Annotated in this window: 26 protein-coding genes; 7 read left to right on the forward strand and 19 right to left on the reverse strand. The window is 53.3% G+C overall.

What is annotated here, in order from left to right; all coding sequences use genetic code 11:
• The first annotated feature begins 84 nt into the window (after positions 1-84).
• The gene (chaA, locus tag ACQG2Q_RS13330) at positions 85-1,185 is read left to right on the forward strand and encodes a sodium-potassium/proton antiporter ChaA (protein WP_003856672.1); all 1,101 of its coding nucleotides are present in this window, start codon (positions 85-87) and stop codon (positions 1,183-1,185) included.
• 106 nt (positions 1,186-1,291) lie between these two features.
• On the opposite strand, the gene kdsA is transcribed toward chaA, so the two are convergent.
• From kdsA to hemA, 6 genes are read right to left on the reverse strand one after another with little or no spacing between them, the layout of a single operon-like run.
• Positions 1,292-2,146 carry a 3-deoxy-8-phosphooctulonate synthase gene (kdsA, locus tag ACQG2Q_RS13335; protein ID WP_022648375.1) on the reverse strand — a complete coding sequence of 285 codons (855 nt, stop codon included), beginning with the start codon at positions 2,144-2,146 and terminating at the stop codon, positions 1,292-1,294.
• 36 nt (positions 2,147-2,182) lie between these two features.
• Positions 2,183-2,992, reverse strand: a complete 810-nt coding sequence (gene sirB1 / locus ACQG2Q_RS13340; RefSeq protein ID WP_022648376.1) for an invasion regulator SirB1 — start codon at positions 2,990-2,992, stop codon at positions 2,183-2,185.
• A gap of 3 nt (positions 2,993-2,995) precedes the next feature.
• Positions 2,996-3,388, reverse strand: coding sequence for an invasion regulator SirB2 (sirB2, locus tag ACQG2Q_RS13345; RefSeq protein ID WP_032624095.1), 393 nt, complete (start codon positions 3,386-3,388; stop codon positions 2,996-2,998).
• Complete coding sequence (gene prmC, locus ACQG2Q_RS13350; RefSeq protein WP_063849124.1) at positions 3,385-4,215, reverse strand: peptide chain release factor N(5)-glutamine methyltransferase; 831 nt, start codon at positions 4,213-4,215, stop codon at positions 3,385-3,387. The genes sirB2 and prmC overlap by 4 nt, the downstream gene beginning before the upstream one ends.
• Entirely contained in the window at positions 4,215-5,297 is a 1,083-nt protein-coding gene (gene prfA, locus ACQG2Q_RS13355) for a peptide chain release factor 1 (protein ID WP_063849125.1), read from the reverse strand. Before prfA ends, prmC begins: the two co-directional genes overlap by 1 nt.
• Positions 5,298-5,338: 41 nt before the next feature.
• Complete coding sequence (gene hemA / locus ACQG2Q_RS13360; RefSeq protein ID WP_003856666.1) at positions 5,339-6,595, reverse strand: glutamyl-tRNA reductase; 1,257 nt, start codon at positions 6,593-6,595, stop codon at positions 5,339-5,341.
• 201 nt (positions 6,596-6,796) lie between these two features.
• On the opposite strand from hemA, the gene lolB reads away from it, so the two are divergent.
• From lolB to dauA, 4 genes are all read left to right on the forward strand, one after another.
• Positions 6,797-7,408 carry a lipoprotein insertase outer membrane protein LolB gene (lolB, locus tag ACQG2Q_RS13365; RefSeq protein WP_003856665.1) on the forward strand — a complete coding sequence of 204 codons (612 nt, stop codon included), beginning with the start codon at positions 6,797-6,799 and terminating at the stop codon, positions 7,406-7,408.
• The gene (ispE, locus tag ACQG2Q_RS13370) at positions 7,405-8,274 is read left to right on the forward strand and encodes a 4-(cytidine 5'-diphospho)-2-C-methyl-D-erythritol kinase (RefSeq protein ID WP_032624093.1); all 870 of its coding nucleotides are present in this window, start codon (positions 7,405-7,407) and stop codon (positions 8,272-8,274) included. Before lolB ends, ispE begins: the two co-directional genes overlap by 4 nt.
• Positions 8,275-8,399: 125 nt before the next feature.
• Positions 8,400-9,347 carry a ribose-phosphate diphosphokinase gene (gene prs / locus ACQG2Q_RS13375; RefSeq protein WP_003856663.1) on the forward strand — a complete coding sequence of 316 codons (948 nt, stop codon included), beginning with the start codon at positions 8,400-8,402 and terminating at the stop codon, positions 9,345-9,347.
• A 124-nt stretch (positions 9,348-9,471) separates the two neighbouring features.
• The gene (gene dauA, locus ACQG2Q_RS13380; RefSeq protein ID WP_023306435.1) at positions 9,472-11,151 is read left to right on the forward strand and encodes a C4-dicarboxylic acid transporter DauA; all 1,680 of its coding nucleotides are present in this window, start codon (positions 9,472-9,474) and stop codon (positions 11,149-11,151) included.
• Here dauA and ACQG2Q_RS13385 read toward each other — a convergent pair.
• Positions 11,137-12,195 (reverse strand): MerR family transcriptional regulator, encoded by a 1,059-nt coding sequence (locus ACQG2Q_RS13385; RefSeq protein ID WP_063849126.1) that lies wholly within the window; start codon positions 12,193-12,195, stop codon positions 11,137-11,139. The genes dauA and ACQG2Q_RS13385 overlap by 15 nt on opposite strands.
• A gap of 120 nt (positions 12,196-12,315) precedes the next feature.
• Positions 12,316-12,591: a stress-induced protein YchH gene (gene ychH / locus ACQG2Q_RS13390; protein ID WP_022648382.1), complete on the reverse strand. Its 276-nt coding sequence runs from the start codon at positions 12,589-12,591 to the stop codon at positions 12,316-12,318.
• Positions 12,592-12,865: 274 nt separating this feature from the next.
• Here ychH and pth point away from each other — a divergent pair, with 274 nt between their 5' ends.
• On the forward strand, positions 12,866-13,450 hold the full coding sequence (gene pth / locus ACQG2Q_RS13395; RefSeq protein ID WP_006810922.1) for an aminoacyl-tRNA hydrolase: 585 nt from the start codon (positions 12,866-12,868) through the stop codon (positions 13,448-13,450).
• A gap of 126 nt (positions 13,451-13,576) precedes the next feature.
• Positions 13,577-14,671 (forward strand): redox-regulated ATPase YchF, encoded by a 1,095-nt coding sequence (ychF, locus tag ACQG2Q_RS13400; protein WP_010432886.1) that lies wholly within the window; start codon positions 13,577-13,579, stop codon positions 14,669-14,671.
• 54 nt (positions 14,672-14,725) lie between these two features.
• On the opposite strand, the gene ACQG2Q_RS13405 is transcribed toward ychF, so the two are convergent.
• The 11 genes from ACQG2Q_RS13405 to ACQG2Q_RS13455 form a co-directional block, all read right to left on the reverse strand.
• Complete coding sequence (locus ACQG2Q_RS13405; protein WP_063849127.1) at positions 14,726-15,019, reverse strand: YciI family protein; 294 nt, start codon at positions 15,017-15,019, stop codon at positions 14,726-14,728.
• 99 nt (positions 15,020-15,118) lie between these two features.
• On the reverse strand, positions 15,119-15,484 hold the full coding sequence (locus tag ACQG2Q_RS13410; protein WP_096217053.1) for a hypothetical protein: 366 nt from the start codon (positions 15,482-15,484) through the stop codon (positions 15,119-15,121).
• A gap of 16 nt (positions 15,485-15,500) precedes the next feature.
• The gene (locus ACQG2Q_RS13415) at positions 15,501-15,881 is read right to left on the reverse strand and encodes a hypothetical protein (protein ID WP_103791399.1); all 381 of its coding nucleotides are present in this window, start codon (positions 15,879-15,881) and stop codon (positions 15,501-15,503) included.
• Positions 15,882-15,962: 81 nt separating this feature from the next.
• Positions 15,963-16,439: a hypothetical protein gene (locus ACQG2Q_RS13420; RefSeq protein WP_038416205.1), complete on the reverse strand. Its 477-nt coding sequence runs from the start codon at positions 16,437-16,439 to the stop codon at positions 15,963-15,965.
• A gap of 26 nt (positions 16,440-16,465) precedes the next feature.
• Positions 16,466-16,948 (reverse strand): hypothetical protein, encoded by a 483-nt coding sequence (locus tag ACQG2Q_RS13425; RefSeq protein WP_063849130.1) that lies wholly within the window; start codon positions 16,946-16,948, stop codon positions 16,466-16,468.
• Between the two features lie 149 nt (positions 16,949-17,097).
• Positions 17,098-17,340 carry a hypothetical protein gene (locus ACQG2Q_RS13430; RefSeq protein WP_063849131.1) on the reverse strand — a complete coding sequence of 81 codons (243 nt, stop codon included), beginning with the start codon at positions 17,338-17,340 and terminating at the stop codon, positions 17,098-17,100.
• Positions 17,341-17,906: 566 nt separating this feature from the next.
• Positions 17,907-18,116, reverse strand: coding sequence for a hypothetical protein (locus tag ACQG2Q_RS13435; RefSeq protein ID WP_063849132.1), 210 nt, complete (start codon positions 18,114-18,116; stop codon positions 17,907-17,909).
• Positions 18,117-18,493: 377 nt separating this feature from the next.
• Positions 18,494-22,972 (reverse strand): RHS repeat-associated core domain-containing protein, encoded by a 4,479-nt coding sequence (locus tag ACQG2Q_RS13440; protein WP_426759200.1) that lies wholly within the window; start codon positions 22,970-22,972, stop codon positions 18,494-18,496.
• Between the two features lie 3 nt (positions 22,973-22,975).
• The gene (locus ACQG2Q_RS13445) at positions 22,976-23,416 is read right to left on the reverse strand and encodes a DcrB-related protein (RefSeq protein ID WP_063199312.1); all 441 of its coding nucleotides are present in this window, start codon (positions 23,414-23,416) and stop codon (positions 22,976-22,978) included.
• Positions 23,417-23,492: 76 nt separating this feature from the next.
• Positions 23,493-24,569 (reverse strand): hypothetical protein, encoded by a 1,077-nt coding sequence (locus ACQG2Q_RS13450; protein ID WP_046619509.1) that lies wholly within the window; start codon positions 24,567-24,569, stop codon positions 23,493-23,495.
• Positions 24,570-24,572: 3 nt separating this feature from the next.
• Positions 24,573-25,127 carry a hypothetical protein gene (locus ACQG2Q_RS13455; protein ID WP_074169586.1) on the reverse strand — a complete coding sequence of 185 codons (555 nt, stop codon included), beginning with the start codon at positions 25,125-25,127 and terminating at the stop codon, positions 24,573-24,575.
• Between the last annotated feature and the right edge of the window lie 15 nt (positions 25,128-25,142).

A 25,142-nucleotide genomic window follows, 5' to 3' on the forward strand; every position in this document is an offset into this window, starting at 1 on the left:
ACAGGGTATTTAACCGTTTTCTGTTAATTTAACACCCTCAAAATCTATCTATAATTACAAGCACCTGCACTGTTGGAGAAACACATGACAGCAACACACGAGGCGGTAAAGACCCGCCACAAGGAGACCTCTCTCATTTTCCCGGTTCTGGCACTGGCTGTGCTGCTCTTCTGGGGAAGCAGTCAGTCATTGCCAGTGGTTGTGGGGATCAATATTCTGGCTCTGGTGGGTATTTTAACCAGTGCATTTAGCGTGGTACGCCATGCGGATGTTTTAGCCCACCGTCTTGGAGAGCCGTATGGGTCATTAATTTTAAGCCTTTCGGTTGTGATTCTTGAGGTCAGTCTAATTTCCGCATTAATGGCCACCGGCGACGCCGCACCAACGTTAATGCGCGATACGCTCTACTCCATCATTATGATTGTTACCGGCGGCCTGGTCGGTTTTTCGCTTTTATTAGGTGGCCGCAAATTTGCCACCCAGTACATGAACCTTTTTGGCATTAAACAGTATCTGATCGCCCTGTTCCCGCTGGCGATTATCGTGCTGGTATTCCCGATGGCATTGCCGGGCGCAAACTTCACCACCGGCCAGGCGCTGCTGGTGGCACTGATTTCCGCGGCGATGTACGGCGTGTTCTTGCTGATCCAGACCAAAACGCACCAAAGCCTGTTTGTTTACGAGCATGAAGACGACGGCGACGATGATGACCCGCATCACGGTAAGCCGTCGGCCCACAGCAGCGCGTGGCACACGGTTTGGCTGATCGTGCATCTGATTGCGGTAATTGCGGTCACCAAGATGAATGCGAACCCGCTGGAGGCGCTGTTAACTGAACTGAACGCGCCGGTCGCCTTTACCGGTTTCCTGGTAGCCCTGTTGATCCTGTCGCCAGAAGGCCTGGGAGCGCTGAAAGCGGTGCTCAATAATCAGGTGCAGCGTGCGATGAATCTGTTCTTTGGCTCCGTTCTGGCGACCATCTCCCTTACCGTTCCGGTGGTAACGCTTATTGCCTTTATGACGGGGAATGAATTGCAGTTTGCGCTGGGTGCACCAGAGATGATTGTGATGGTAGCGTCGCTACTACTGTGCCAGATTTCCTTCTCAACCGGCCGCACCAATGTGCTGAACGGCGCGGCGCATATGGCGCTGTTTATTGCGTATCTGATGACGATATTTGCGTAATTTTTTTGCCGGGTGGCGCTGCGCTTACCCGGCCTACGAAACCCGTAGGCCCGCGCAAGCGTAGCGCCGCCGGGCAAAGAAAAACCCGCCGAAGCGGGTTTTTTTATTAGTTGCTGGTATCCAGCTCGTCGAAGCTCTTCACCAGATCGTCAATCGCTTTGATCTGTTTCAGGAATGGCTCCAGCTTATCCAGCGGTAGCGCGGATGGACCGTCGCATTTCGCGTTAACCGGATCCGGGTGCGCTTCAATGAACAGACCCGCCAGGCCGGTTGCCATACCGGCGCGCGCCAGTTCGGTCACCTGCGCACGACGCCCGCCAGACGCGGCGCCAAACGGGTCGCGACATTGCAGGGAGTGGGTCACGTCGAAAATCACCGGAGACTGGTTAGAGACGTTCTTCATTACGCTGAAGCCCAGCATATCCACAACCAGGTTGTCATAACCGAAGTTTGAACCACGGTCGCACAGGATCACCTGGTCGTTACCACCTTCGATAAACTTATCGACGATGTTACCCATCTGGCCAGGGCTCACGAACTGCGGTTTTTTCACGTTAATCACGGCACCGGTTTTCGCCATCGCTTCTACCAGGTCAGTCTGGCGCGCCAGGAACGCCGGAAGCTGAATCACGTCTACCACATCAGCCACGGGCTGTGCCTGAGACGCTTCGTGCACGTCGGTGATCACTTTCACGCCAAACGTCTGTTTCAGCTCCTGGAAAATCTTCATCCCCTCTTCCAGGCCCGGGCCACGGTAGGAGTGAATGGAGGAGCGGTTGGCTTTGTCAAAAGAGGCTTTAAACACATACGGGATGCCCAGCTTCTGGGTCACGGTCACGTAGTGTTCGCAGATGCGCATAGCGAGATCGCGGGATTCCAGAACGTTCATACCGCCAAACAGCACGAACGGCAGGTCGTTTGCCACGTTGATATCACCAATGCTAACCACTTTTTGTTTCATAGGATCGCCTTATTCAGGTGTGAATCGGAATTAAGATTAATGCAGTGTAATGTGTTTATGCGCGATCGCGTTGATCTGCGCGCGAATCATTTCGCTGATCGGGTCTTCCGGACATTGCTCGACGAAATAATTCAAATCATTCAGCGCCACGTGCTCGCAGTCGAGCTGCGCATAAATCAGGCCGCGGTCGCGGATTTCGTACGGATCTTCCGGATTGAACTGCAACAGCACTTCGCTTGCGCGCAGGGCCAGCTCCATCTGACGCTCTTCCATCAGCGCAGACTTCAGCGTATCCAACAGCTTGCGGATCACTTCGGCGTTATCGGCTTCATCGAGATCTTCATTGAACAGCTCCGCTATCGGGCTGATGTTGCCTTTCAGCCAGACGTCCAGCGTATGCTCATCCAGCGTGTCGCCGTTAAACGGATTGATTAACCACATCTCACCGTCCAGCCACTCCGCCCGCAAAATCATCTGCGTGGGGAAAATGACCGGCACCAGTGGAATATCCAGTCGGTGCGCAACCCACAGTAAAATGGCGCCCAACGCGACGGCGCTACCCTGTCGATTTTTCAGCACCTGGTCCAGCCACAGTGCGTCAGACAGGCGATACACGCCTCGCGTGTCGCAGAAACCCCATTCGCCGTAGAAAAGCTCAATCAGCTTCTCTAATTGCCAGTCTTGCGGACGTGCCTGATTGATCTCTTCGCGCGCCAGGCTGACCAGATTTTCCAGTTCAGCGTAAACGTACTGTGATGTGAAATCGTCGCGGATCATCTCTGAAATCAGGATCATACCATCGCATAGCGGCACTTTGTTAAATTCGAAATCGGCTAAGGACCTCATGACTTACCCCAGTAACGGTATTCTTGTGGTGGCGAGTTTAATGATGATGTACAGCACCACCAGACCCAGCAGAAAGGCGATAAACCCTGTCTGCTGGCTGCGCGGACGATGACGCCCAAGCGCGATAAAACCCAAAACGATGTAGATGATAACGCCAAACAGCTTTTCAGTCAGCCATAGGCCTTTATCAGTAAATGGCAGATAGCCGGTCTTCCACATTAACCCGGCTCCGGAAAGGAACAGCACTGTGTCGATACCGTGTGGGGCGATACGTACCCAGCGGGCGTTAATCAGCGGATTATTGCTGTAGCGCCACCAGTAGCGGACAATGAAAAAGCCGATGGTCAGGGCAACGGAAACCAGGTGAACGGTGATTAGCAGCGTAAACAGGCTCATGACCACTGCCCCAGCGTCAGACGTTCATTGCCGCCGTAATCCCGGCAGGTTTCCACGGCGGCGTATCCGGCACGCGTAAACAGCGCTCGCACCGCCTCTCCCTGCGTCCACCCATGTTCCACCAGCAGCAAGCCACCGGGAAGCAAATGTTGCCGTGACGTTGTCACAATGTGATCGAGATCCGCAAGTCCCTGATTCGCAGCGACCAGCGCGGTCAACGGTTCGAAACGCACGTCGCCCTGCGCGAGATGCGGATCGTCTTCGTCGATGTAGGGCGGATTGCTGACAATCATTTCGAACATGCGGCTTTCAAGCGCGGCAAACCAGCTGCTTTGCAGAACGGAAACATTGTTCAGCCTCAGCCGTTCAACGTTGCGCCGCGCGAGGGCGACCGCATCAGGCATCACGTCTACCGCCGTCACGATACAGTCCGGCCGCTCGCTGGCAAGCGCCAGCGCAATCGCACCGGTGCCGGTACCGAGATCGAGGATCTGACACGACTGCGCCGGTAACCGCGCCAGCGCCTGCTCCACCAGACACTCGGTGTCCGGGCGCGGGATCAGCGTGGCCGCTGAGACATACAGCGGAAGTGACCAGAACTCGCGCTCGCCAACCAGATGCGCCACCGGCTCGCCGGTTTTACGGCGGGCGAGCAGCGCCTCCAGCTGCGATAGCTGTTCAGCTGTCAGTTCGGTTTCGCCGAAAGCCAGCAGATACGTGCGGGCTTTACCCGTCACATGCTCAAGCAGAATTTCGGCGTCCCGCTTCGGGCTTTCACTTTCTGAAAGTTCACGGGCCGCCTCACGTAACCAGCGCTGAAAATCCATTAATCCTGCTCGGACAGCGCCGCCAGCTGGTCGGCCTGGTATTCCTGCACGATAGGCTCAATCAGCATATCGAGCTTGCCTTCCATTGCCTCATCCAGACGGTAGAGCGTCAGGTTGATGCGGTGGTCGGTTACGCGCCCCTGCGGGAAGTTATAGGTGCGGTTACGATCGCTACGGTCGCCGCTGCCCAGCAGGTTACGGCGGGTAGAGGCTTCCGCCTGCTGGCGTTTCGCCATTTCCGCCGCGTGGATACGGGCACCCAGCACGGATAACGCCTTAGCTTTGTTCTTGTGCTGGGATCGCTCGTCCTGACACTCAACCACAATCCCGGTGGGCAGGTGAGTAATACGGATAGCGGAGTCGGTGGTGTTAACGTGCTGACCACCCGCCCCTGAAGAGCGGAAGGTGTCGATGCGCAGATCCGCCGGGTTGATATCCGGCAGTTCCGCTTCCGGCAGCTCGGGCATGACCGCCACCGTACAGGCCGAGGTGTGAATGCGTCCCTGAGATTCTGTCGCAGGCACGCGCTGCACGCGGTGACCGCCGGATTCAAACTTCAGCCGACCATAAACGCCGTCGCCGCTGATTTTGGCGATAACCTCTTTGTAGCCGCCATGCTCGCCTTCGTTGGCGCTCATGATCTCCACGCGCCAGCGGCGTGATTCCGCATAACGGCTGTACATACGGAACAGATCTCCGGCGAACAGCGCCGCTTCGTCGCCGCCGGTACCGGCGCGGACTTCCACAAAAGCGTTACGCTCATCGTCCGGATCTTTTGGCAGCAGAAGGACCTGAAGCTGCTGCTCCATCTCTTCTGACCGTGCTTTAGCGTCCTGCAACTCTTCCTGGGCCATCTCGCGCATTTCAGGATCGTCGAGCATCATCTGCGCGGTTTCGATATCTTCCCGGACCTGTCGCCAGTCGGTAAAGCATTTTGAAACATCACTTAGCTGCGCGTATTCACGCGACAGCGCGCGAAAACGTTCCTGGTCGGCAATGGTCCCGGCATCGCCGAGCAGCGCCTGGACTTCTTCATGGCGCTCGTGCAGAGCTTCCAGTTTAGCGACGATAGAAGGCTTCATAGGCGTAAATGCACCTTGTCTTAGAAAATGGGTATAGGGCGCTATTCCAGCCCGAGGCTGTTGCGCAGAATAGTCAGGCGTTCATCGTCCCCGTCACGGGCAGCCTGCTGAAGAGATTTGGTTGGGGCATGGATCAGGCGGTTGGTCAGTTTCCAGGCTAAATCCTGCATAATCGCCTGCGCGTCGCCGCCCTGTTCAAGGGCCGCTAACGCTTTGGCCGTCAGGTCATCACGCACCTGCTCCGCCTGACCGCGGTATTCGCGGATGGTCTCGCTGACGCTTTGCGCGCGCAGCCAGGCCATAAATTCGCTGGTTTCCTGTTCAACGATGGTTTCCGCCTGCACAGCCGCCGCCTTACGCTGGGCAAGGTTGTGCGAAATGATGCTTTGCAGGTCATCCACGCTGTACAGGTAGGCGTTCGCCAGTTTGCCCACTTCCGGTTCGACATCACGCGGAACGGCGATATCCACCAGCAGCATCGGCTGATTGCGGCGTGATTTCAGCGCACGCTCGACCATCCCTTTCCCGATAATCGGCAGCGGGCTGGCGGTAGAACTGATAATAATGTCCGCCTCTTTCAGACGTTCATCGATGTCGCTCAGCGCAATCACCTCAGCGCCCACTTCATCTGCCAGCACCTGCGCACGTTCGCGGGTGCGGTTAGCGATGATCATCTTCTTCACCTTGTGTTCGCGAAGATGGCGCGCCACCAGCTCGATGGTTTCGCCCGCCCCCACCAGCAGTACGGTGACGGTCGACAGCGATTCAAAGATTTGACGGGCAAGAGTACAGGCCGCGAAAGCAACCGAAACCGCACTGGCGCCAATGTCGGTTTCGGTTCGCACACGCTTCGCCACGGAGAATGACTTCTGGAACATTCGCTCCAGTTCGCTGGCTTTCAGATGCCCTTTCTGGGAATCCGCGAAGGCTTTTTTCACCTGGCCGAGGATCTGCGGCTCGCCCAGCACCAGCGAATCCAGACCGCTGGCCACACGCATCAGATGGCTGACCGCATCGTTATCCTGATGCCAGTACAGGCTGTTGCGCAGCTCTTCTTCGTTGAGGTTGTGATAGTCACATAGCCAGCGGATCAGCGCCTCGTGCAGGTTGTCCTGCTCTTCCACGCTTAAATAGAGCTCGGTACGGTTGCACGTCGACAGCACCACGCCACCCTGCACCATCGGCTGTGCAAGCAGGCTATCCAGCGCCAGGTCGAGCGTATCCGGCGAAAACGTAACGCGTTCTCGCAGTGAAACCGGGGCCGTTTTGTGGTTAATACCGAGTGCTAATAGGGTCATGTTGAGCGGGAGTAGTACCAGCGTTAATAAGGTTAGCAGGACGCATCATACAGGATGCGCGAGATCAATAAAAGAGACTGCCCCCTTTCGGAGTAATAGCTTACGCCGCGCTTTGAGATAATTTGAACGTAGACGGTGGCACCCTTCAACGCTAGCATTAACAGTTATAACTGCAACGTATCTCAAGGATTTGTCATCATTATGACCCGAATGATTCGCCTGCTGCCTCTGGCGGCCCTGGTTCTGACCGCCTGTTCCGTTCATCAGCCGAAAGGCCCGGGCAAAAGCCCCGACTCACCGCAGTGGCGTCAGCACCAGCAGGATGTGCTGAAATTAAGCCAGTACCAGACCCGCGGTGCATTTGCATATCTCTCTGACGAACAAAAAGTTTATGCTCGCTTCTTCTGGCAGCAAACGGGGCAGGACAACTATCGCCTGCTGCTGCTCAACCCGCTGGGCAGCACCGAGCTGGAGCTTAACGCGAAGCCTGGCGAAGCGCAGATCACCGATAACAAAGGCCAGCACTACACCGCGACCGACGCCGAAGAGATGATTGGCAAACTGACCGGGATGCCGATTCCGCTCAATAGTCTGCGCCAGTGGATCCTTGGCCTGCCGGGTGACGCCACCGACTATACGCTTGATGACCAATACCGTCTGAGCCAGGTTAACTACACCCAGGGCGGTAAAACCTGGAAAGTGGTGTACAGCGCGTATGACAGCAAGACGCAACCATCGCTGCCGTCCAATATGGAGCTGACGCAGGGTAGCCAGCGTATCAAGCTGAAAATGGATAACTGGATCGTTAAATGATGACCCACTGGCCCTCTCCCGCAAAACTGAACCTGTTTCTCTACATTACCGGGCAGCGCGCTGACGGCTATCACACCCTGCAAACCCTGTTTCAGTTTGTCGACTACGGCGACACGATCTCAATCGAACCGCGTCAGGACGGGCAGATTTGCCTGCTGACGCCAGTCGACGGCGTGGCGCATGACGATAACCTGATCGTGCGCGCTGCCCGCCTGCTGATGAAAACGGCGTCGTCGTCGGGTCGTCTGCCAGCGGGAAGCGGTGCGGATATCCGTATCGACAAACGCTTGCCGATGGGCGGCGGTCTTGGCGGCGGTTCGTCAAATGCTGCAACCGTTTTGGTGGCGCTTAACCATCTGTGGGGCTGCGGTCTGACAACGGACGAGCTGGCAGCGTTAGGGTTGACGCTGGGCGCCGATGTACCAGTATTTGTGCGCGGCCACGCGGCGTTTGCTGAAGGGGTGGGCGAAATCCTCACGCCGGTCGATCCGCCGGAAAAATGGTATCTGATCGTTCACCCTGGCGTGAGCATTCCTACCCCGGTCATCTTTAAAGATCCTGACCTGAAAAGAAATACCCCGGTACGGTCAATAAAAACGTTATTAAATTGTGAATTCAGCAACGATTGCGAGGATATCGCAAGAAAACGTTTTCGCGAGGTTGATGCGGTGCTTTCCTGGCTGTTAGAATACGCGCCGTCGCGCCTGACCGGTACAGGGGCCTGTGTCTTTGCTGAATTTGACACCGAATCCGCCGCCCGTCAGGTGCTTGAGCAAGCGCCGGATTGGCTGCATGGTTTTGTAGCACGCGGGATGAACACCTCCCCCCTACAGCAGGCCATTCTGGCGCAGACTGAGTTTCGGTGACAACGTCACCCTGTTCCAGACGTTGCATCGCGCTCTTTAATACACCGCCTGGATAGTGTTTGCTTAGGCCCCGCAGTTTGCGGCGAACGCTATCCACCACTGGACGCATGCCTGAGGTTCTTCTCGTGCCTGATATGAAGCTTTTTGCTGGTAACGCCACCCCGGAACTAGCACAACGTATTGCCAACCGCCTGTACACTTCCCTCGGCGACGCCGCTGTAGGTCGCTTTAGCGACGGCGAAGTCAGCGTACAAATTAACGAAAATGTACGCGGTGGTGATATTTTCATCATCCAGTCCACCTGTGCTCCAACGAACGACAACCTGATGGAATTGGTTGTTATGGTCGACGCGCTGCGTCGCGCTTCTGCTGGCCGTATCACTGCTGTTATTCCTTACTTTGGCTATGCACGTCAGGACCGTCGCGTCCGTTCCGCGCGTGTGCCAATCACCGCTAAAGTTGTCGCAGACTTCCTGTCCAGCGTCGGCGTTGACCGCGTACTGACGGTCGACCTGCACGCAGAGCAGATCCAGGGCTTCTTCGACGTGCCGGTTGATAACGTTTTCGGCAGCCCAATCCTGCTGGAAGACATGCTGCAACTGAATCTGGACAACCCGATTGTGGTTTCTCCAGACATCGGCGGCGTGGTACGTGCTCGAGCTATCGCGAAGCTGCTGAACGATACCGACATGGCGATCATCGACAAACGCCGTCCGCGCGCTAACGTTTCTCAGGTGATGCACATCATCGGTGACGTGGCTGGCCGCGACTGCGTGTTGGTGGACGACATGATCGATACCGGCGGTACGCTGTGTAAAGCCGCTGAAGCGCTGAAAGAGCGTGGTGCGAAACGCGTATTCGCTTACGCGACTCACCCGATCTTCTCCGGCAATGCGGTAAACAACCTGCGTAACTCCGTCATCGACGAAGTTGTGGTGTGCGATACCATTCCACTGAGTGACGAGATCAAAGCGCTGCCAAACGTGCGTACGTTGACTCTGTCCGGGATGCTGGCCGAAGCGATTCGTCGTATCAGCAACGAAGAATCCATCTCTGCAATGTTCGAACACTGATCGAACACGGCCAAAAAACCCGCTACGGCGGGTTTTTTTGTTTATAGTATTTATTTGTATGACTTATGCCTCCTTCACCTGCCATTCATATGACAGATGATGCGCACACGGATGATAGATAATTGTGAAAAACGTAACCTCCTCACATGTTCTGCCCTTTCGCGCCCTCATCGACGCCTGCTGGAAAGAGAAATACACGTCGTCACGCTTCGTTCGTGACCTGATAGCCGGGATCACCGTCGGGATTATTGCCATCCCGCTGGCGATGGCACTGGCGATTGGTAGCGGCGTCGCGCCGCAGTACGGGCTGTACACCTCAGCCGTTGCGGGGATTGTGATTGCGCTGACGGGCGGGTCCCGCTTCAGCGTCTCCGGCCCAACTGCCGCCTTTGTGGTGATCCTCTACCCGGTTTCCCAACAGTTTGGTCTGGCAGGCCTGCTGGTTGCCACCCTGATGTCCGGCATCTTTTTAATTCTGTTCGGTCTGGCCCGCTTTGGTCGCCTGATTGAATATATTCCCCTTTCCGTGACGCTGGGGTTCACCTCGGGGATTGGGATTACCATCGGGACCATGCAGATTAAGGATTTCCTCGGCCTGCAAATGGCCCATGTTCCGGAGCACTACTTACAGAAAGTGGGCGCGCTGTTTATGGCGTTGCCGACGGCCAACCTGGGCGATGCAGCCATTGGCATCGTTACCCTCGGCACACTCATCGTCTGGCCTCGCTTAGGCATTCGTCTCCCGGGGCATCTCCCCGCTCTGCTGCTGGGCTGCGCGGTGATGGGCGTCGTCAACCTGCTCGGTGGACAGGTCGCCACCATTGGCTCCCAGTTCCACTATGTTCTGGCGGATGGCTCACAGGGTAACGGTATTCCGCAGCTGCTGCCGCAGCTGGTTCTGCCGTGGGACATGCCGGGCTCCAGCTTCACCCTGAGCTGGGATTCCCTTCGCGCTCTGCTGCCTGCCGCGTTCTCCATGGCAATGCTGGGCGCGATTGAATCCCTGCTCTGCGCCGTCGTGCTCGACGGCATGACCGGCACTAAGCACAAAGCCAACAGCGAACTGGTCGGTCAGGGCTTAGGGAACATCGTTGCACCGTTCTTCGGCGGTATTACGGCTACGGCTGCGATTGCCCGTTCCGCCGCGAACGTACGTGCGGGCGCGACATCACCGGTTTCCGCGGTCATTCACTCCCTGCTGGTGATCATGGCGCTGCTGATCCTTGCCCCACTGCTTTCATGGCTTCCGCTCTCTGCCATGGCTGCGCTGCTGCTGATGGTGGCCTGGAATATGAGTGAGGCGCATAAGGTGGTGAATCTGCTGCGCCGTGCGCCGAAAGATGACATCATCGTGATGCTGATCTGCATGTCGCTGACCGTGCTGTTTGATATGGTTATCGCTATCAGCGTCGGCATAGTGTTGGCCTCGCTGCTGTTTATGCGCCGCATCGCGCAGATGACGCGTCTCTCCCCGGTTAACGTTGAGGTGCCTGAAGATGTGCTGGTGTTGCGCGTGATTGGCCCGCTGTTCTTCGCCGCGGCGGAAGGTTTGTTCAGCGATCTGGCGTCCCGCATCGCGGGCAAACGGATTGTGGTGCTGAAGTGGGATGCCGTCCCGGTGCTGGATGCCGGCGGTCTGGATGCCTTCCAGCGCTTTGTTGCCCGCCTGCCGGAAGGCTGCGAGCTGCGGATCAGTAACCTCGAATTCCAGCCCCTGCGCACCATGGCGCGCGCGGGCGTACAGCCGATCCCTGGCCGATTGTCCTTCTACCCTAACCGTGAAGCTGCATTAGCGGATCTGTGAGTCATCAGATGCAGAGATACGTCTTTGCATCATCACCCCGATCGCCTGCTGGAGCCATTCAAGCACGGCAGGCGTCATCCACGTGCCTTTCATCAGATGCGGCTCCTGCTGCATGGCAAGCCGAAATTTTTGCTGGGTCTGCGGGTTTGTTCCCGCATAGGACTGGAATAAAACCAGCCACTTTTCTGCCAGCTTTTGCGCATCGTCAGAAGCGGGACTGAGATTATCCCGCTGCGCCTGATGCAGCTTCGCCACCAGCGGCGGCCACTCCATCATCCGGTCAAAGTAGTGCGCCCGGGTAAAGGCCATCTCTTCAGCAGTGAGATATTGCTCCCAGATGCTGAGCTTTGATTGGGCAAACGCCCGCGTGATGTAATCCGTAATCTCCGGCGTAATGCCGGTTTGCTCCTGCATCTGCGGCTCCACGCTGTGCATTTCGTTCAGACGGGTCAAAAATTCCGGTTTGCCTGCGGTATCCTGTTCCAGGCGTTCCATCCACCGTGAAGCCAAATCGGTCGCCCGCGCGTCCGTGACGCTGACGTTCTGTTCCAGCAAGCGTTTAACCTCCGTCACCAGACCCGACCAGATATCCGCCAGCGCCTCTTTCTCTACCGCAAACGGCAGTTGCTGCAACTCTTCTTTGCTAAACCAGCGATCGTACATATTCATTAACTCCAGAGTCTGTAGCCAGGATTCCAGATCCGGCGTCGCATCGTCGGTCAGCCCGGTACGCAATTCCACCAGCCGGTTGCGCAGCGTATGGATGCTACGCAGTTGCTTGTCCAGCAAAGTGATTTGCCCGTCGAGTAATTCCGCTAATGACAGCGAACGCTGTTCCAGAAAATCCCTGATTTCGGCAAGCTCCAGCCCGGCTTTTGCCAGCGTCTGGATCATATGCAGACGCTGCACATCCGCCAGGTTGTAAAGCCGGTAGCCTGCCGCGCTTCTGGCAGAAGGTAACAACAGCCCTGTTTGCTCGTAGTGATGCAAAGTCCGCACGGTGATCCCTGCGCGTTTCGCCAGTTCACCCACCTGAATCAACATAACGGCTCCTTTTGTTCTGCCAGTGTTGCTACTCTGAAGCCTTACGTTACGTGAGGGTCAATGCGTCATGCAAAAAAAAACGACTTCATCTGAAGTCGTTTCGGTGTTCTTTATGGGGCACTAGCCGTGCTTATGCTGGTCGCGGCGGCATCGTTTATCGTAATGGCGCACCCACCAGTATTTATCGCAGACTTCCTCATGTCCGCTCACGCGCGCCCCGGCGAGCCACAATACCGCACCGAGGAAGATACTCAGCACCGCGCCATGCGCAAAGTATTGTGGGAGGTCAAGCTGCGGTAATTGGTTTAAAATTGAATAACCGACACCGGCGACCATCACGAACAGTCCCAACCCCATTAGCACGTTACCGAGCATTGAAGCGTTTTTGCGTTTCATATGTCACCTCCGGAACTTTGGGTTGTCAGGGGAAAAACCCCTTCTCCTTGTGTGTAAAGTATAGACAACGCCACTTATATGAGTTGCGTGAATGATCACATTTACAGATAACTCCCGGACAAAAATTTACAAATAAGACATTGAACAGCTTGAAATTCTAATTGTTCAAAGAAGAAATTATTCGCATTTCGGTGTACAGCAGGCAGAACTTTGTCAAGCGGCGCGCCAGACAGTAAACTACGCGCCAGATCTGGAACCCATTAGGAAGTAAATCGTGACGATTAAACTGATTGTCGGCCTCGCCAATCCGGGCGCAGAGTATGCCGCTACCCGCCATAACGCCGGCGCCTGGTATGTTGATCTGCTGGCGGAACGTCTGCGCGCTCCCCTGCGTGAAGAACCCAAGTTTTACGGGTATACCTCACGCATCAATCTTGCGGGTGCTGACGTGCGGTTGCTGGTGCCAACCACCTTTATGAACCTGAGCGGCAAAGCCGTGGCGGCTATGGCAACGTTTTATCGCATCAATCCGGATGAGATCCTGGTGGCCCACGACGAACTGGATCTGCCGCCAGGCGTGGCGAAGTTCAAGCTGGGCGGCGGTCATGGCGGCCACAACGGCCTTAAAGATATCATCAGCAAACTGGGTAATAACCCTAATTTCCACCGTTTGCGCGTGGGAATCGGCCATCCGGGCGATAAAAACAAAGTTGTTGGTTTCGTACTGGGTAAACCACCGGTTTCTGAGCAGAAGTTGATTGACGAAGCGGTGGACGAAGCGGCCCGCTGCACCGAGATTTGGCTTCAGGACGGCCTGACGAAAGCCACCAATCGACTGCACGCTTTTAAAGCGCAATAATCGGCGCCATGGGGCTTTTTTACCGCGCGTCGCGCGGGTTACGTGTATAATAGGCGTAGTTATTTACTTTTCTTCAATCGGTTATCGTTAACGGATTGATTATCAAGATATTAAGGTGATTTAGAAATGGGATTCAAATGCGGTATCGTCGGTCTGCCAAATGTGGGCAAATCCACCCTGTTCAACGCGCTCACCAAGGCAGGTATTGAAGCGGCGAACTTCCCGTTCTGTACCATCGAGCCGAACACCGGTGTTGTTCCTATGCCCGATCCGCGTCTGGACCAGCTCGCGGAAATCGTGAAGCCGCAGCGCATTCTGCCAACTACCATGGAGTTCGTGGACATCGCGGGCCTGGTAAAAGGCGCATCCAAAGGTGAAGGCCTGGGCAACCAGTTCCTGACCAACATCCGTGAAACCGAAGCGATCGGCCACGTTGTGCGCTGCTTCGAGAACGACAACATTATCCACGTTAACAACAAAGTGGATCCGGCTGACGACATCGACGTCATCAACACCGAGCTGGCCCTCTCTGACCTCGACACCTGCGAGCGCGCCATTCACCGCGTGCAGAAGAAAGCGAAAGGCGGCGACAAGGACGCGAAAGCGGAACTGGCTGCCCTGGAAAAATGTCTGCCACAGCTGGAAAACGCGGGCATGCTGCGCGCGCTGAAAAACCTGACTGAAGAAGACAAAGCGGCGATCAAATACCTGAGCTTCCTGACCCTGAAGCCAACCATGTACATCGCCAACGTTAACGAAGACGGTTTCGAGAACAACCCGTACCTCGACAAAGTACGTGAAATTGCCGCGGCTGAAGGTTCTGTGGTTGTTGCCGTGTGCGCGGCCGTTGAATCTGATATCGCCGAGCTGGACGATGCCGACCGTGAAGAGTTCATGGCCGAACTGGGTCTGGAAGAGCCGGGCCTGAACCGCGTGATCCGCGCGGGCTATGAGCTGCTGAACCTGCAAACCTACTTCACCGCTGGTGTAAAAGAAGTGCGTGCATGGACCATCCCTGTCGGTGCGACTGCGCCTCAGGCGGCTGGTAAGATCCACACCGACTTCGAGAAAGGCTTCATTCGTGCGCAGACTATCGCGTTTGAAGACTTTATCACCTACAAGGGTGAGCAAGGCGCGAAAGAAGCAGGCAAGATGCGTGCGGAAGGGAAAGATTATATCGTTAAAGATGGCGACGTAATGAACTTCCTGTTCAACGTCTGAGTCGTCTTGAATAAAAAAAATCCACGCCCTAGCGTGGATTTTTTTATTGGGGGGTCAAAACACATTGTCTAAAAGTTCTGCCTTCATACTGGGTTCGAAGGGAATGATTTCGGCAGTCGCAAGCTTCAACGCCTGAAAGGGATCCTCGCGCAAGCGCTCTTCGAGAGAGACCAGACTCTCGCTTTTAGCGAGTATGACTCCACCGGTTCTTGGGATCCGTCTACCCGATGCCAGAAATATCCCCTCTGCATACCCCTTTTTTAGCCACTCCACATGAGCAGGTATCGCTGCGTCAACCTCTTCAAGGGGTTTGATATAGGTCAATATGACAATGTAAACCGTACTCATCCTTTGCCTCTTAGCTCTGTTTTAAACCGCTTGTTGGAACTGCTTATTCGGCCCTCTTTGGCTACCGGTTATTGTTATCGTTTTTTGGCGCTTTTGATGTTAATACGCTGGGCCCAATTGAGACAAAGCATTACGCTTCATATCCCAGGAATAAAACCACTCATGCCAGCCGTTTTGCTTTTCCGCATAGCTACAGACCACAACCACTTCCTTTGACAGGTTGAAAGTTAAGTAATAGAAAAATGCGCCTTCAGGAGGTGCAGACCAAAATAGTTTTTCGCCCTGCGCATTGAAGATGGTCAAAACGGTTGGTAATGGCTTTGGCTCGCTTAACGTAAAGACTAACTGGCGAGTTGAGTCGACCATTGCATAGTCTAAAAACGGCATACTAACCAGTATGTTACTTGCACCACATACCCATTGAACCAAGTAATTTTCTTTAATAAAAATGAGATTTTCAATCATTGGTAAACCTCAACGTTTAAAGTTTGATCTGTTTCAAATCACCTTCAAAAAGCCCCACAAGATATACCCGGTATCGGGCTGGCTGCACTTCTTTATACGTTAATACAGTAGAAAATTCTTTTAAACAATTTGAACATGCTTTTTTCGAAATGTGTAATTGGCTTTCATCATAGCTAAATTCATTATGATCGCTAACAAGCTTCACTCCTCTCATTTTCTTAACCAAAAAGTATTTTACCTCTTCAGAGAGCGAGTCAAACTCATATGAGTTTACGATGGAATAGACTATTACACCCTCGCATTCAGGGCATGCTATTTTTGCGCCATAATCTATAAAGTCATTATCAATGCCATCAAGGACTAATATCTTCTTTTTCAGTCGATTAGTTATTTTCATTTTTTTAGATTTTAACTTTATTAATAAAAAAGTAAGGCGAGAAGAAAATGAGGGGTTTTATTAATTAATAACATTGTTTAATCAAACATTCCATTCGATATAAATACCACAATCGAAGCTTTTTTCATTAGACTGTACAACAATACTTCCCCATTCATGCTCCCATTGAATTCCATATGGGGGGGTTGTAATTTTAAGTTTAGGCTTTGAGGTTATTTCACTCTCAACCCAGGCTGTCAAGCGTTGCTGCTCATCCGATAAATTACTCAGACTAGCCCTTTTATCCCAATCCTCTAGCGTTTTATAAAAATTTCCATCCTTACTAGTAAGGAATAATGATGGAGTAAAAGAAAATGCTGAGGGCCTCAGTTCCAAAATGAAAATTTGATCTTTCCATTTAATATTATCGATAGCGAAATAAAAAGGACCTATTTTAGCCAATGGCGAGAAGAACTTGTAAAATGCGGAATTTTTAAAAGTATCAACATCTTTTAATTCGATTGGGTAGTTGTTAATTGCTACAAATCCAGTATGAACATCAAGTTTCATTTCTAACATATCTAAACAACCTTGTCTGGAAGTGACTACGTTATATTCCAAACTATATATATCCCATGATTAAACGACTTTGTCTCATATGAGACTGAAACCCGCCCCCACGCAAAGTTCCACCTAATGATGTCTGTTTCCATGGTATCAGGCGTGTCCAGGTTTAGTGATTCTTTCAGCCAATCAGACAAACTTTTTACTGATTCATTTAGTATGTGAATATTAGTTCGAGCATTCCAATCATTTAATGCTTTATAGTATTGACTGTTTTTATCAACAAGATGAAGCATAAAAGGAAAACCATAGCACACTGGGCGTATAGTAACTTGAAATTCTTTATCGGAAAACACTGCTGAGTCAACAAGGTAGTGATTCGGCATGGTTTTCTTAACGGCTTTGTGCTTTACTAATTCGCGGTATAAATCACACTTACAAAAGCCTTCTTCAGTATCAATTTCCAAAGGCAGATCATCAAGATTTAGTTCACCTGTAATCGGTTTAAAATTTAATTCAATCATTTTGTCCTGATTTACTTTTTATTGTCTGACAAGATCTTAATAATATAATCGACTCAACATGAGAACATCCATATGAGGAGCATTTTCCGCGTACAAATTATATTTATTATAACCATTTACAATGACACCCGCATAACAATAAAGTCTTATTACCAGTGGTGCAATAAGTCAATCCACATTTCTTTTTCCTCAGCGTTAATTTTTATGCCATCTCTACTTTGTTTTACATACTGCATGTACGTTTCATAAATTGCTCTTATTATCACCGTTTTTTCAGTGCGAGATCCTTCAATCAAAGTCATTAGTTTTTCTAAATAAATTGATGAATCCACTCTTTCGTTGAAAAAAAACCTGAGATAATCGAGTACTTCATTATATGAATCGTAATTCATGATAGGCATCCCTAATTTCATACACTGGTTTGTTTGGCACATCCAATTCTGGAGATACTCGGATATCTGCGTCTCGCTTTCCAGCAGTAGCTTACGCAGGCTCCGTTCGCCCCTTCCCAGCGCTTCTGCCCTTCGATATCCATTATCCGCTCTGGCGTGCCGTTGGGCTGGCAGTGGAACCAGAAGATCTCTGGGGCATTAACGTCGTCAGCATGTGCCAACGGGTCATCACTGTCTGGTCGCAGTATACTTAGGTCATCGGCACGTCCCCGTGCACCTCCTGCAGCAGGTGGTTATGGGTAATTTTCTCAATCGCCCTTCGAACGGATTATCATCAGCGGCGAACAGGTTTTGAATAAAGTTAAAAGAAGGAAATCAGCATAATGCGTGATATATAAAATAAAATCTGTAATTAATATATTTCTAATGTCCCTCATAGGGGAGGGTAAGGATTGGGACGAGTCAAGAGTCATTTACCCTTCCCCATGCATCAACCTACTCACCTCCCATAAAAAAACAAACATAATAAACAACCTGAAAAAATCAATTCCCCGTATAACTATTAGTTAGCAAAAATAAAAGTAAATATCACGTATCAAATCTCCATCCGCTTCATCAACGGTTCTTGTTTTGACTTTATTAAAGTCAGCTAAAATACCTTTCACTGGCACATCAGGCTTTGATATGTCATCATAAAATGCTTCCTGTTGACTTTCCCGAACATATTTTTTTATTAAAAAAAAAGATTCTTTCGTAACTTTTCCACTGTCATTCATTTTACTCCTGAATTTTAATAACACATTCGAAAAAAACAGATTACCTCCTGACACCGATGGTAATAGCATAACCTTAGCAAAATAATACGGGATATTAAGTAAAAACCCATCCAGCCATTTTTATTTAATATTTTACTGCCATATATTGAACAACTGTTTCCATATCTCCTGTTCCTCATGAGTAGGGACTCTATAATCTTGAGTCTTTCGCCTATATTCCATAAAACATGAGTCTATAGCTCGAATAGCCACCATTTTTTCTTTTCGACAATCATCTAAAATAGATTGCATATCCTGCAAACAATTAGAATCAAGAATATATTTTTGAAAAAACAGCTCCAGGAAATCTAACACTTCATTATAAGATTGTAAATTTATCATGGTTCCTCTGGCAGAATATCAATCTTGTCGAAATTAATAACTCTATTTTCAGCATGCAGCTGTTGAACATTACCTTGGCCGTATTCAGGGTATGCCTTAGTAAACGGTTCAAGTGGCGCTCCTGGTCTATCGCCGAACATTCTCGGGGTTCGCACTTGCGGAACACCATTTTCATATAATTGAAGCGTATCAAACTCAGCTCTAAGACGTCCATCACTCCATGATTTATCCAAAGGGTCAAGTGGATTCAATTTATCTGCTCCTTTGATCTGGAATGCATCTCTTACTGTGCGGCCGGAGTCTAATTTATCAAAACCAAAATAAGTGACTGGTGCGGATTTGGATTCAAATGTTTTAGGCACCCATGCATTAATAGTACCGTCATCCTCAAGATACCTCATATAGCGATAGGCTGTAGAAGGCATTGTAGCGCTTGGCCCCGCTGGACCGACGTAGAAATCAGGTTTCGTTTTACCGCTACACTCACGGCTTAACCCCCACGGATCCACCCACCCCAGCGCATTCGGCGCATACTGGTAAAGGTTTATCCCCCCCGCCAGCCCTATTGGGTCCTGCTGCGTAAACCGTCCGCAGTCCGGGTCATAATACCGGAACAGATTGTAGTGCAGCCCTGTCTCACGGTCCAGGTATTGGCCCTGCATGCGCAGGTTCTGGGAATATCCTGATACCTTCGTCTCGCTTTCCCGCAGCAGTTTGCCCCAGGCGCTGTTAACGCCTTCCCAGCGCACCTGCCCTTCGCTATCCGTCATCCGCTCCGGCGTACCGTTGGGCTGACAGTGGAACCAGAAGATTTCCGGGGCATCAACGCCGTCAATACGCGCCAGCGGGTCGTAGCTGTCCTGATCGCTGTAGACGTAGGTCAGCGGCACTTCTCCGTGCACTTCCTGCAACAGGCGGAACCCTTCCCAGACAAACCGCGTGGTGACAGGCTTACCGGTTGGCTGGCCGCCCAGCATCTGGCGACGCGTTTTGCTGATGCGTCGTCCGAGTGGGTCATAGCGGAAGCTGACCTGCGTCTGCGGTCTGTTGCGGTCCCGCGGCTGGCTGATGACCTCCGTCAGGCGGTGCTCGCCGTCGTAGCGGTAGTGCCAGCGGGTCTGGCCGTTATCTTTCTCCACGGTGCGTCCGAGGACGTCATAGCGCCAGCGAATGCCGTTGAGCTGCGTCAGACGGTTGTGCGTGACTTTCTCAGCAGCCCCCTCAAGCGGGTTACCGGCCGCATCCCAGCGCCACTGCTCCTGGCCGGGCAGCGTGCCGTCCTGAACGAGTAGGCGCCCTGCGCTGTCGTACTGCCAGCGGTACCAGCTGAACGGGTTATCGTCCCGCTCTTCGCGGACAAGATTATTGCGATAGTCGTAATCCCAGCGGCGGGACCAGCGGCGCGGCGACGGGCGCTGGGCATTGCCGGTAAAGACGTCCCGGCGATGCAGTCGGCCAAGGCGGTCATATTCGCTGCGGGTGGTCAGCAGCCCCTGCGTACGGCTGGTTTCACGATGGAGTTCGTCGCGGGTAAAGTCGGAGACCGACAGCTTATCAAGGGCAATGCTGAGCAGATGTCCGCTGCCGTAGTAGAACTGCTTCAGCTCGCGGCCATCCGGCAGCGTAACGGAGGTGCGGTTGCCAAGGGCGTCATACTGCCACGCCAGCTCTCCGTGTTCGCCCGTTTCGCGCGTGACGCGTCCAAGCGCGTCATACTCAAACACAAGCTCCTGCTCGGCTTCGGCGCTCCAGGCATCGGCTGAAAGCGCGGGATGCAGCCCAATCCGGCTCAGAAGGCCGGACGGGGTGTAGTGGTAGCGGGTCTGCCCTTCCGGCGTGGTGCGGGCGACCAGCTGGCCGCTCGCGCTCCAGGCAAAAGCATGGGTAATGGCCTCCGGATGTCCGGCGGCAAAGGTGCGCGCTATCGTACGCCCGCAGGCGTCGTAGCGATACTGCGAGGCCACGCCATCCAGTCCCACCTCTTCCAGCAGCAGCGAGTCCGCACCCCAGCGGAACTGATACGCTTCGCCGTTTTCGTTTTCCAGGGCAATCAGACGCCCGCGGCTGTCCCAGCGGCGACGCACCTCTTCACCCTGCGTATTACGGGTGGCGGTTAAGCGCCCTGCCTCGTCGTATCTGAACTCGCTCTCTTTCCCGTCGGCGCCCGCATGCTTCACCGGCAGGCCACGTTCGTTCCATTTGAGAGATTCCGTCCAGCCTTCCGGGCGATCGAGTTGTACCGGACGCCCTGCGGCGTCGTAGCGGTAACGCGTCTCTTCGCCGTCGGCGCTTATCTCAGCCACCAGCCAGCCCAGCGGATGATAACGGTATTGTGTCACACGGCCCGAACAGTCCGTAACACGCACCATCTGCCCGGCCTCGTTGTACTCCTTGTAGCGGCTGTTGCCGGCGGCATCAACTTCTTCCACGACCTGACCAAACTCGTCCCGACGAAGCAGCGTGGTCTGCCCCATCGGATCCACCACGCACTTCAGCCCGTGATGTTCGTCATACAGGAAACGGGTGGCGCTACCGTCGGCTTCGATGATGGAGGCCGGAAGCGCACGGTGCTCCAGCCAGGTGGTGGTGCGGGTATTGCCGTCGGCGTCGATCTCCTGCACCCGGTTACCCATGTCGTCATAGACGAAGGTAACGGCATTACCGAGCGGATCGATGCGGCGCGTGAGGAGTTCGTTGTCATCCCACTCGTAGCGCCAGTTCTCACCGCGCTCGTCAACGTAGCGAACAATCAGGTTTTGCGCGTTCCAGTAATGCTTTCGCGTCTTACCGTCGTAGTGATCGACGGTCGTCAGCCCGGCGGCTAGATCATAGCTAAAGCGACAGCCGTCGCCGGTGCTGGTGCGGTTTTCCACCACGCGCCAGTGGTCGAATTTTTGCCAGCGGTATTCACTCTCCAGACCGCCCGGCAGACGGTGCCAGACCATCAGGCCATCATCGTTATAACGGTATTCACGGGTTACCACGCCGGAGGCATCCGTTGCGCTGGCCAGCTGGCCGCGCACGTCGTACCCCCACTGCATCATCGGCCATGTCTGGTTGCCGTCAAAATGGCTCGCCGAGGTAACGCGCTGCGGGAAACGTTCATTTTCATAACGCAGAGTGACGTCGATCGCCCGCGGCTCATCGTGCAGACCGACCAGCCGCCCGTGTTCATCCCACGCCGTCAGCAACGCGTTGCCGTACTCGTCGCTGAGGGAGGCCAGGCGCAGGATGGCTGGGTTAGCGCGGGTCGGTTTATACAGACGCCACACCGCGCCGTCATCGTCGGCAATCGCAACGTCGCCGCTCTCATTGCGGCGGATGATAATGCCTTCGCTGATGCTGTAAAACGCGCGGTCGACCGGCGGCAGTTCAAAGCTCAGCTCGCGCCCGGTTTCATCGAACCAGGTGGCGTTGTTTTCTTCCAGCGTCAGATAGCTGTCAAAGGTGGTAGCCCAGCCCAGACCAAACAGCCCTTCGCGGGTGGTCAGGCTGTTGTAGCTGCGTTGCCAGCGTAGCGGAAAGCGCCCCGGCAGCGAGAAATCGAGTTCGTCGTCGTCATTCAGCACCTTCACGCCGGTAGCGGCGTGAACCGGGTGCGAGGAGCCGAACACGGCGTTGACGGCCATATCAGCCAGCATCCCGCCACCGGCAGCAGCCAGCGCGCAGGGCATGTTTTTCAGGATCTTGCCCGGACGCCCGCGCAGCAGGGAGAGCGCAATCATCCCCAGCGCCAGGCCCGGCGTTTTGCCGCTTTTAATATCGCGAACCGTGAGGGTGTCGCCGCCGATGATCACGTTCGGGGAGACGTCGTCGGAAACGGTGCCTTCGCAGGTGGTGCGATCTTTTGCACGCACCGCGGGCTGCCCGTTGATAAAGACGCTTTTCGAGCCTTCCGCCAGATACTGCGGCCCGGAGTGTTTCTCGCACGCCACCTTGTCTTCTTCCAGCGGCGAGGTCCCGGCAGCGGCAGAGGCCACGCTCGGCTGCCACATTTCGCTGCCGAACTGTCCGGCAGCGGCAAGCAGCATGCCCGCGTAGTCGGCAAAGCTGCCCGGAGACTGCGGCTCAGGGGAAGGAGTATCGGCAGGCGTCAAGGTCCCGGCTGCGCGTGCAGCGGGGATCGCATTGGTAAGAACGTTGCTGGAACCGGTAGTGATCTTACCCGCAGGCGACGGCGGGAAAAGCGCGTTGCCCAGCCCTTCAGCGGCGTTGCTGATATCGTCGGTGATCCCCGCAACGTTCGCCAGGACACCCCCAATAATGCCGCTCAGCAGACAGCTGGATCCGATCGCCGCCACGCCTGCGGCTGCCGCCCCGGCTCCCAGCAGTGGCGCCGCCACGGTAGCTGCTGCCCCCACCGCCGCGCCAATCACCGCATAGGCGGCACCTTCCGCCACAATGCTGGTTATATCAGCAAAAATGCTGGAGTGAATAATCTCGTCGCCCTTACGGGCCGCGTTGTTATCGCTCATGCCTTACACATTCCGGTTGTCGTTTAGCGTCAGACTTTGCTTCAGTGCGCTCCAGCGCGCCTCGTCCTCTTCCGTAAAGGCTTTTAAGGCCGAGAGGGTAAAAATCATCAGTACCGGTTTGTCCGGCGTCTGCACGGCAAGCTGTTTTTGCCACAGGCGCTGGCCGTTACGGTCAAAGGTGGTCTCAACTTCCAGTCCGCTAATGTTTCCGTCTGGCCCGGCTTTTACGTGCTGAAATTCGCTCTGGGCGATCTCCCCCATCTGAGGGCGCAGAACTTCCCACTGACGGTGGAACTCTTGTTCGTAATCGCTACCATCCGGGATGACGCCGCGGCTGACCACTACAGATAACCCGCTTTCATCATCGCGAATAATGTTCATGCTGTTATCCTGCCAGGCAGCAGGGAAAAGGGAAAACGAACCTTCCTGGAGGGTGTATTTCATAAGTGAACTCGGGATGATTAATATTGTGAGAAACAAAAGAGGCCAATCCGTGCTGGCCTTTTGGCTGGCTGTATAGTTATTTAAGCCACTGGCCTGACTGTTCGACTAAAACATGACTGCCTTTGCTGACAACCAATTTCACAGGTGCATACGTTACGGTGTAAACGGTCTCGCCATTCTTGTACGTTGAGCCGATTATTTTACCTGCGGAGTCGTGCAACGTTTTTCCCCTTAAGGAGATCGTACTGTTATCGCTTTTGCGCACGCCGAGATAGACCATCTGGTCACATTCGCTATCAAAATGACCGCACTTATTTATAAGAGAAATAGCGAACCTTTCGGTGTCCAGTTTTCTGGTTTCAGCGTTTTGAACCGAAGCGGCTTTACGTAACGTATAACGCTGCGGAGCATAATAATTTCCTTTTTGAGGAGGAGTAACTAAACGCCATTCCATCTCACTCCCCTTTATTTCCAGAACAGCCCGACCGCCTACGCCGCCAAATGATGAGTTGAACTCAACGTTGACACGATTGCCAGCGATCGTACCGCTAAGATTTTGCTCATCATCTTCAGGGCAATCTATGCGGTTTCCTCTCTGGGAGATATAGCAATAAGAGCCGGTGATCCGGTTGCCTGATTCAGCTAACCGCAGTGTTAACGTCGAGTCGTTCTCGAATTCGCCAGCCCAGTCCCCGTCAAACGCGAGACCTGCCTGGATGTTCGTTGCAAAATGCAAAGCATTGAATCTGGCAGCCCATTGCTGAATATCGGCATGAATAACCGGGCTATTATCAGAAGACTGGTAATGAATGACGTCCGACTCCGGAACCACCCAGGCCGCAAAGATTTTGCCGTCAGGATCGATGACCAGCGCTGACGCATTCTCCTGGTAGAGATCCTTTAGCCAGCCTTCGACAAACAATCCTCCACCTGTGGTGGTATGCGGTTCACCGAAGACATCAAAGTTATCAATAAAGGTCTGGTAATGATTTCCCAGCGTCTTCCTGAGATTGTCTGTCACTTCACTGTCGTTAACGATGTGACTAACCGTATTGAGGTTATTGTATTGCGATAATTCAAGCGCAGATGACGTTTCAACTACGCCTGCCCATAAAGCAGTGAACAATACGACTGCCAGAAATTTCTTAGTCATAAATCACTCTAATGAATCATTATCGTAATTCATTGTTATTTTTACAACCTTACTGTCTTTAACCTCAAAAGAGAGTAATTTCTTACCCAATTCATAGGAAACCCACTGCTCCCCGGAATCATTTTCGACCTGGCCACCACCATATGCTTTATTAAGTTCATTTAATGTTGAACCAATATGGATCCCGCGAGCTGTTTTGCCATCCGTAGCAGTTAGCGTAATCTGCGCCACAATATAATCGTCAACACTTCGCTCGGTTTTATCCCACCAGAGATTGGAACTGAATATTTTTAACCCAGTCTTCTGATGCTGGTAGAATTTATAGCTCGTTCCGTCAAAAGGAACCTCACCGACAAAACTACCTTCCACAGAAACTGCAATTTTACGCGCAACCTCAGGAGTCCACCTATCGCCCAGTGCCACAATCTGGTCTTTTATCTGTAGAGAAAAATCCTTTTTAGCCAGACTGGGCGGCATAGTGTGAGCTACTACTTCATAACTGCTCAGAAAGGTAGACATGAGGATAAAAAAAAGAGAGACAGAAAGGCGTTTTTTCACGTTAATCGTCATTTG

Source organism: Enterobacter cloacae complex sp. 370H10 (assembly GCF_050031535.1).
In the GTDB taxonomy this organism is placed as follows: Bacteria; Pseudomonadota; Gammaproteobacteria; order Enterobacterales; family Enterobacteriaceae; genus Enterobacter; species Enterobacter intestinihominis.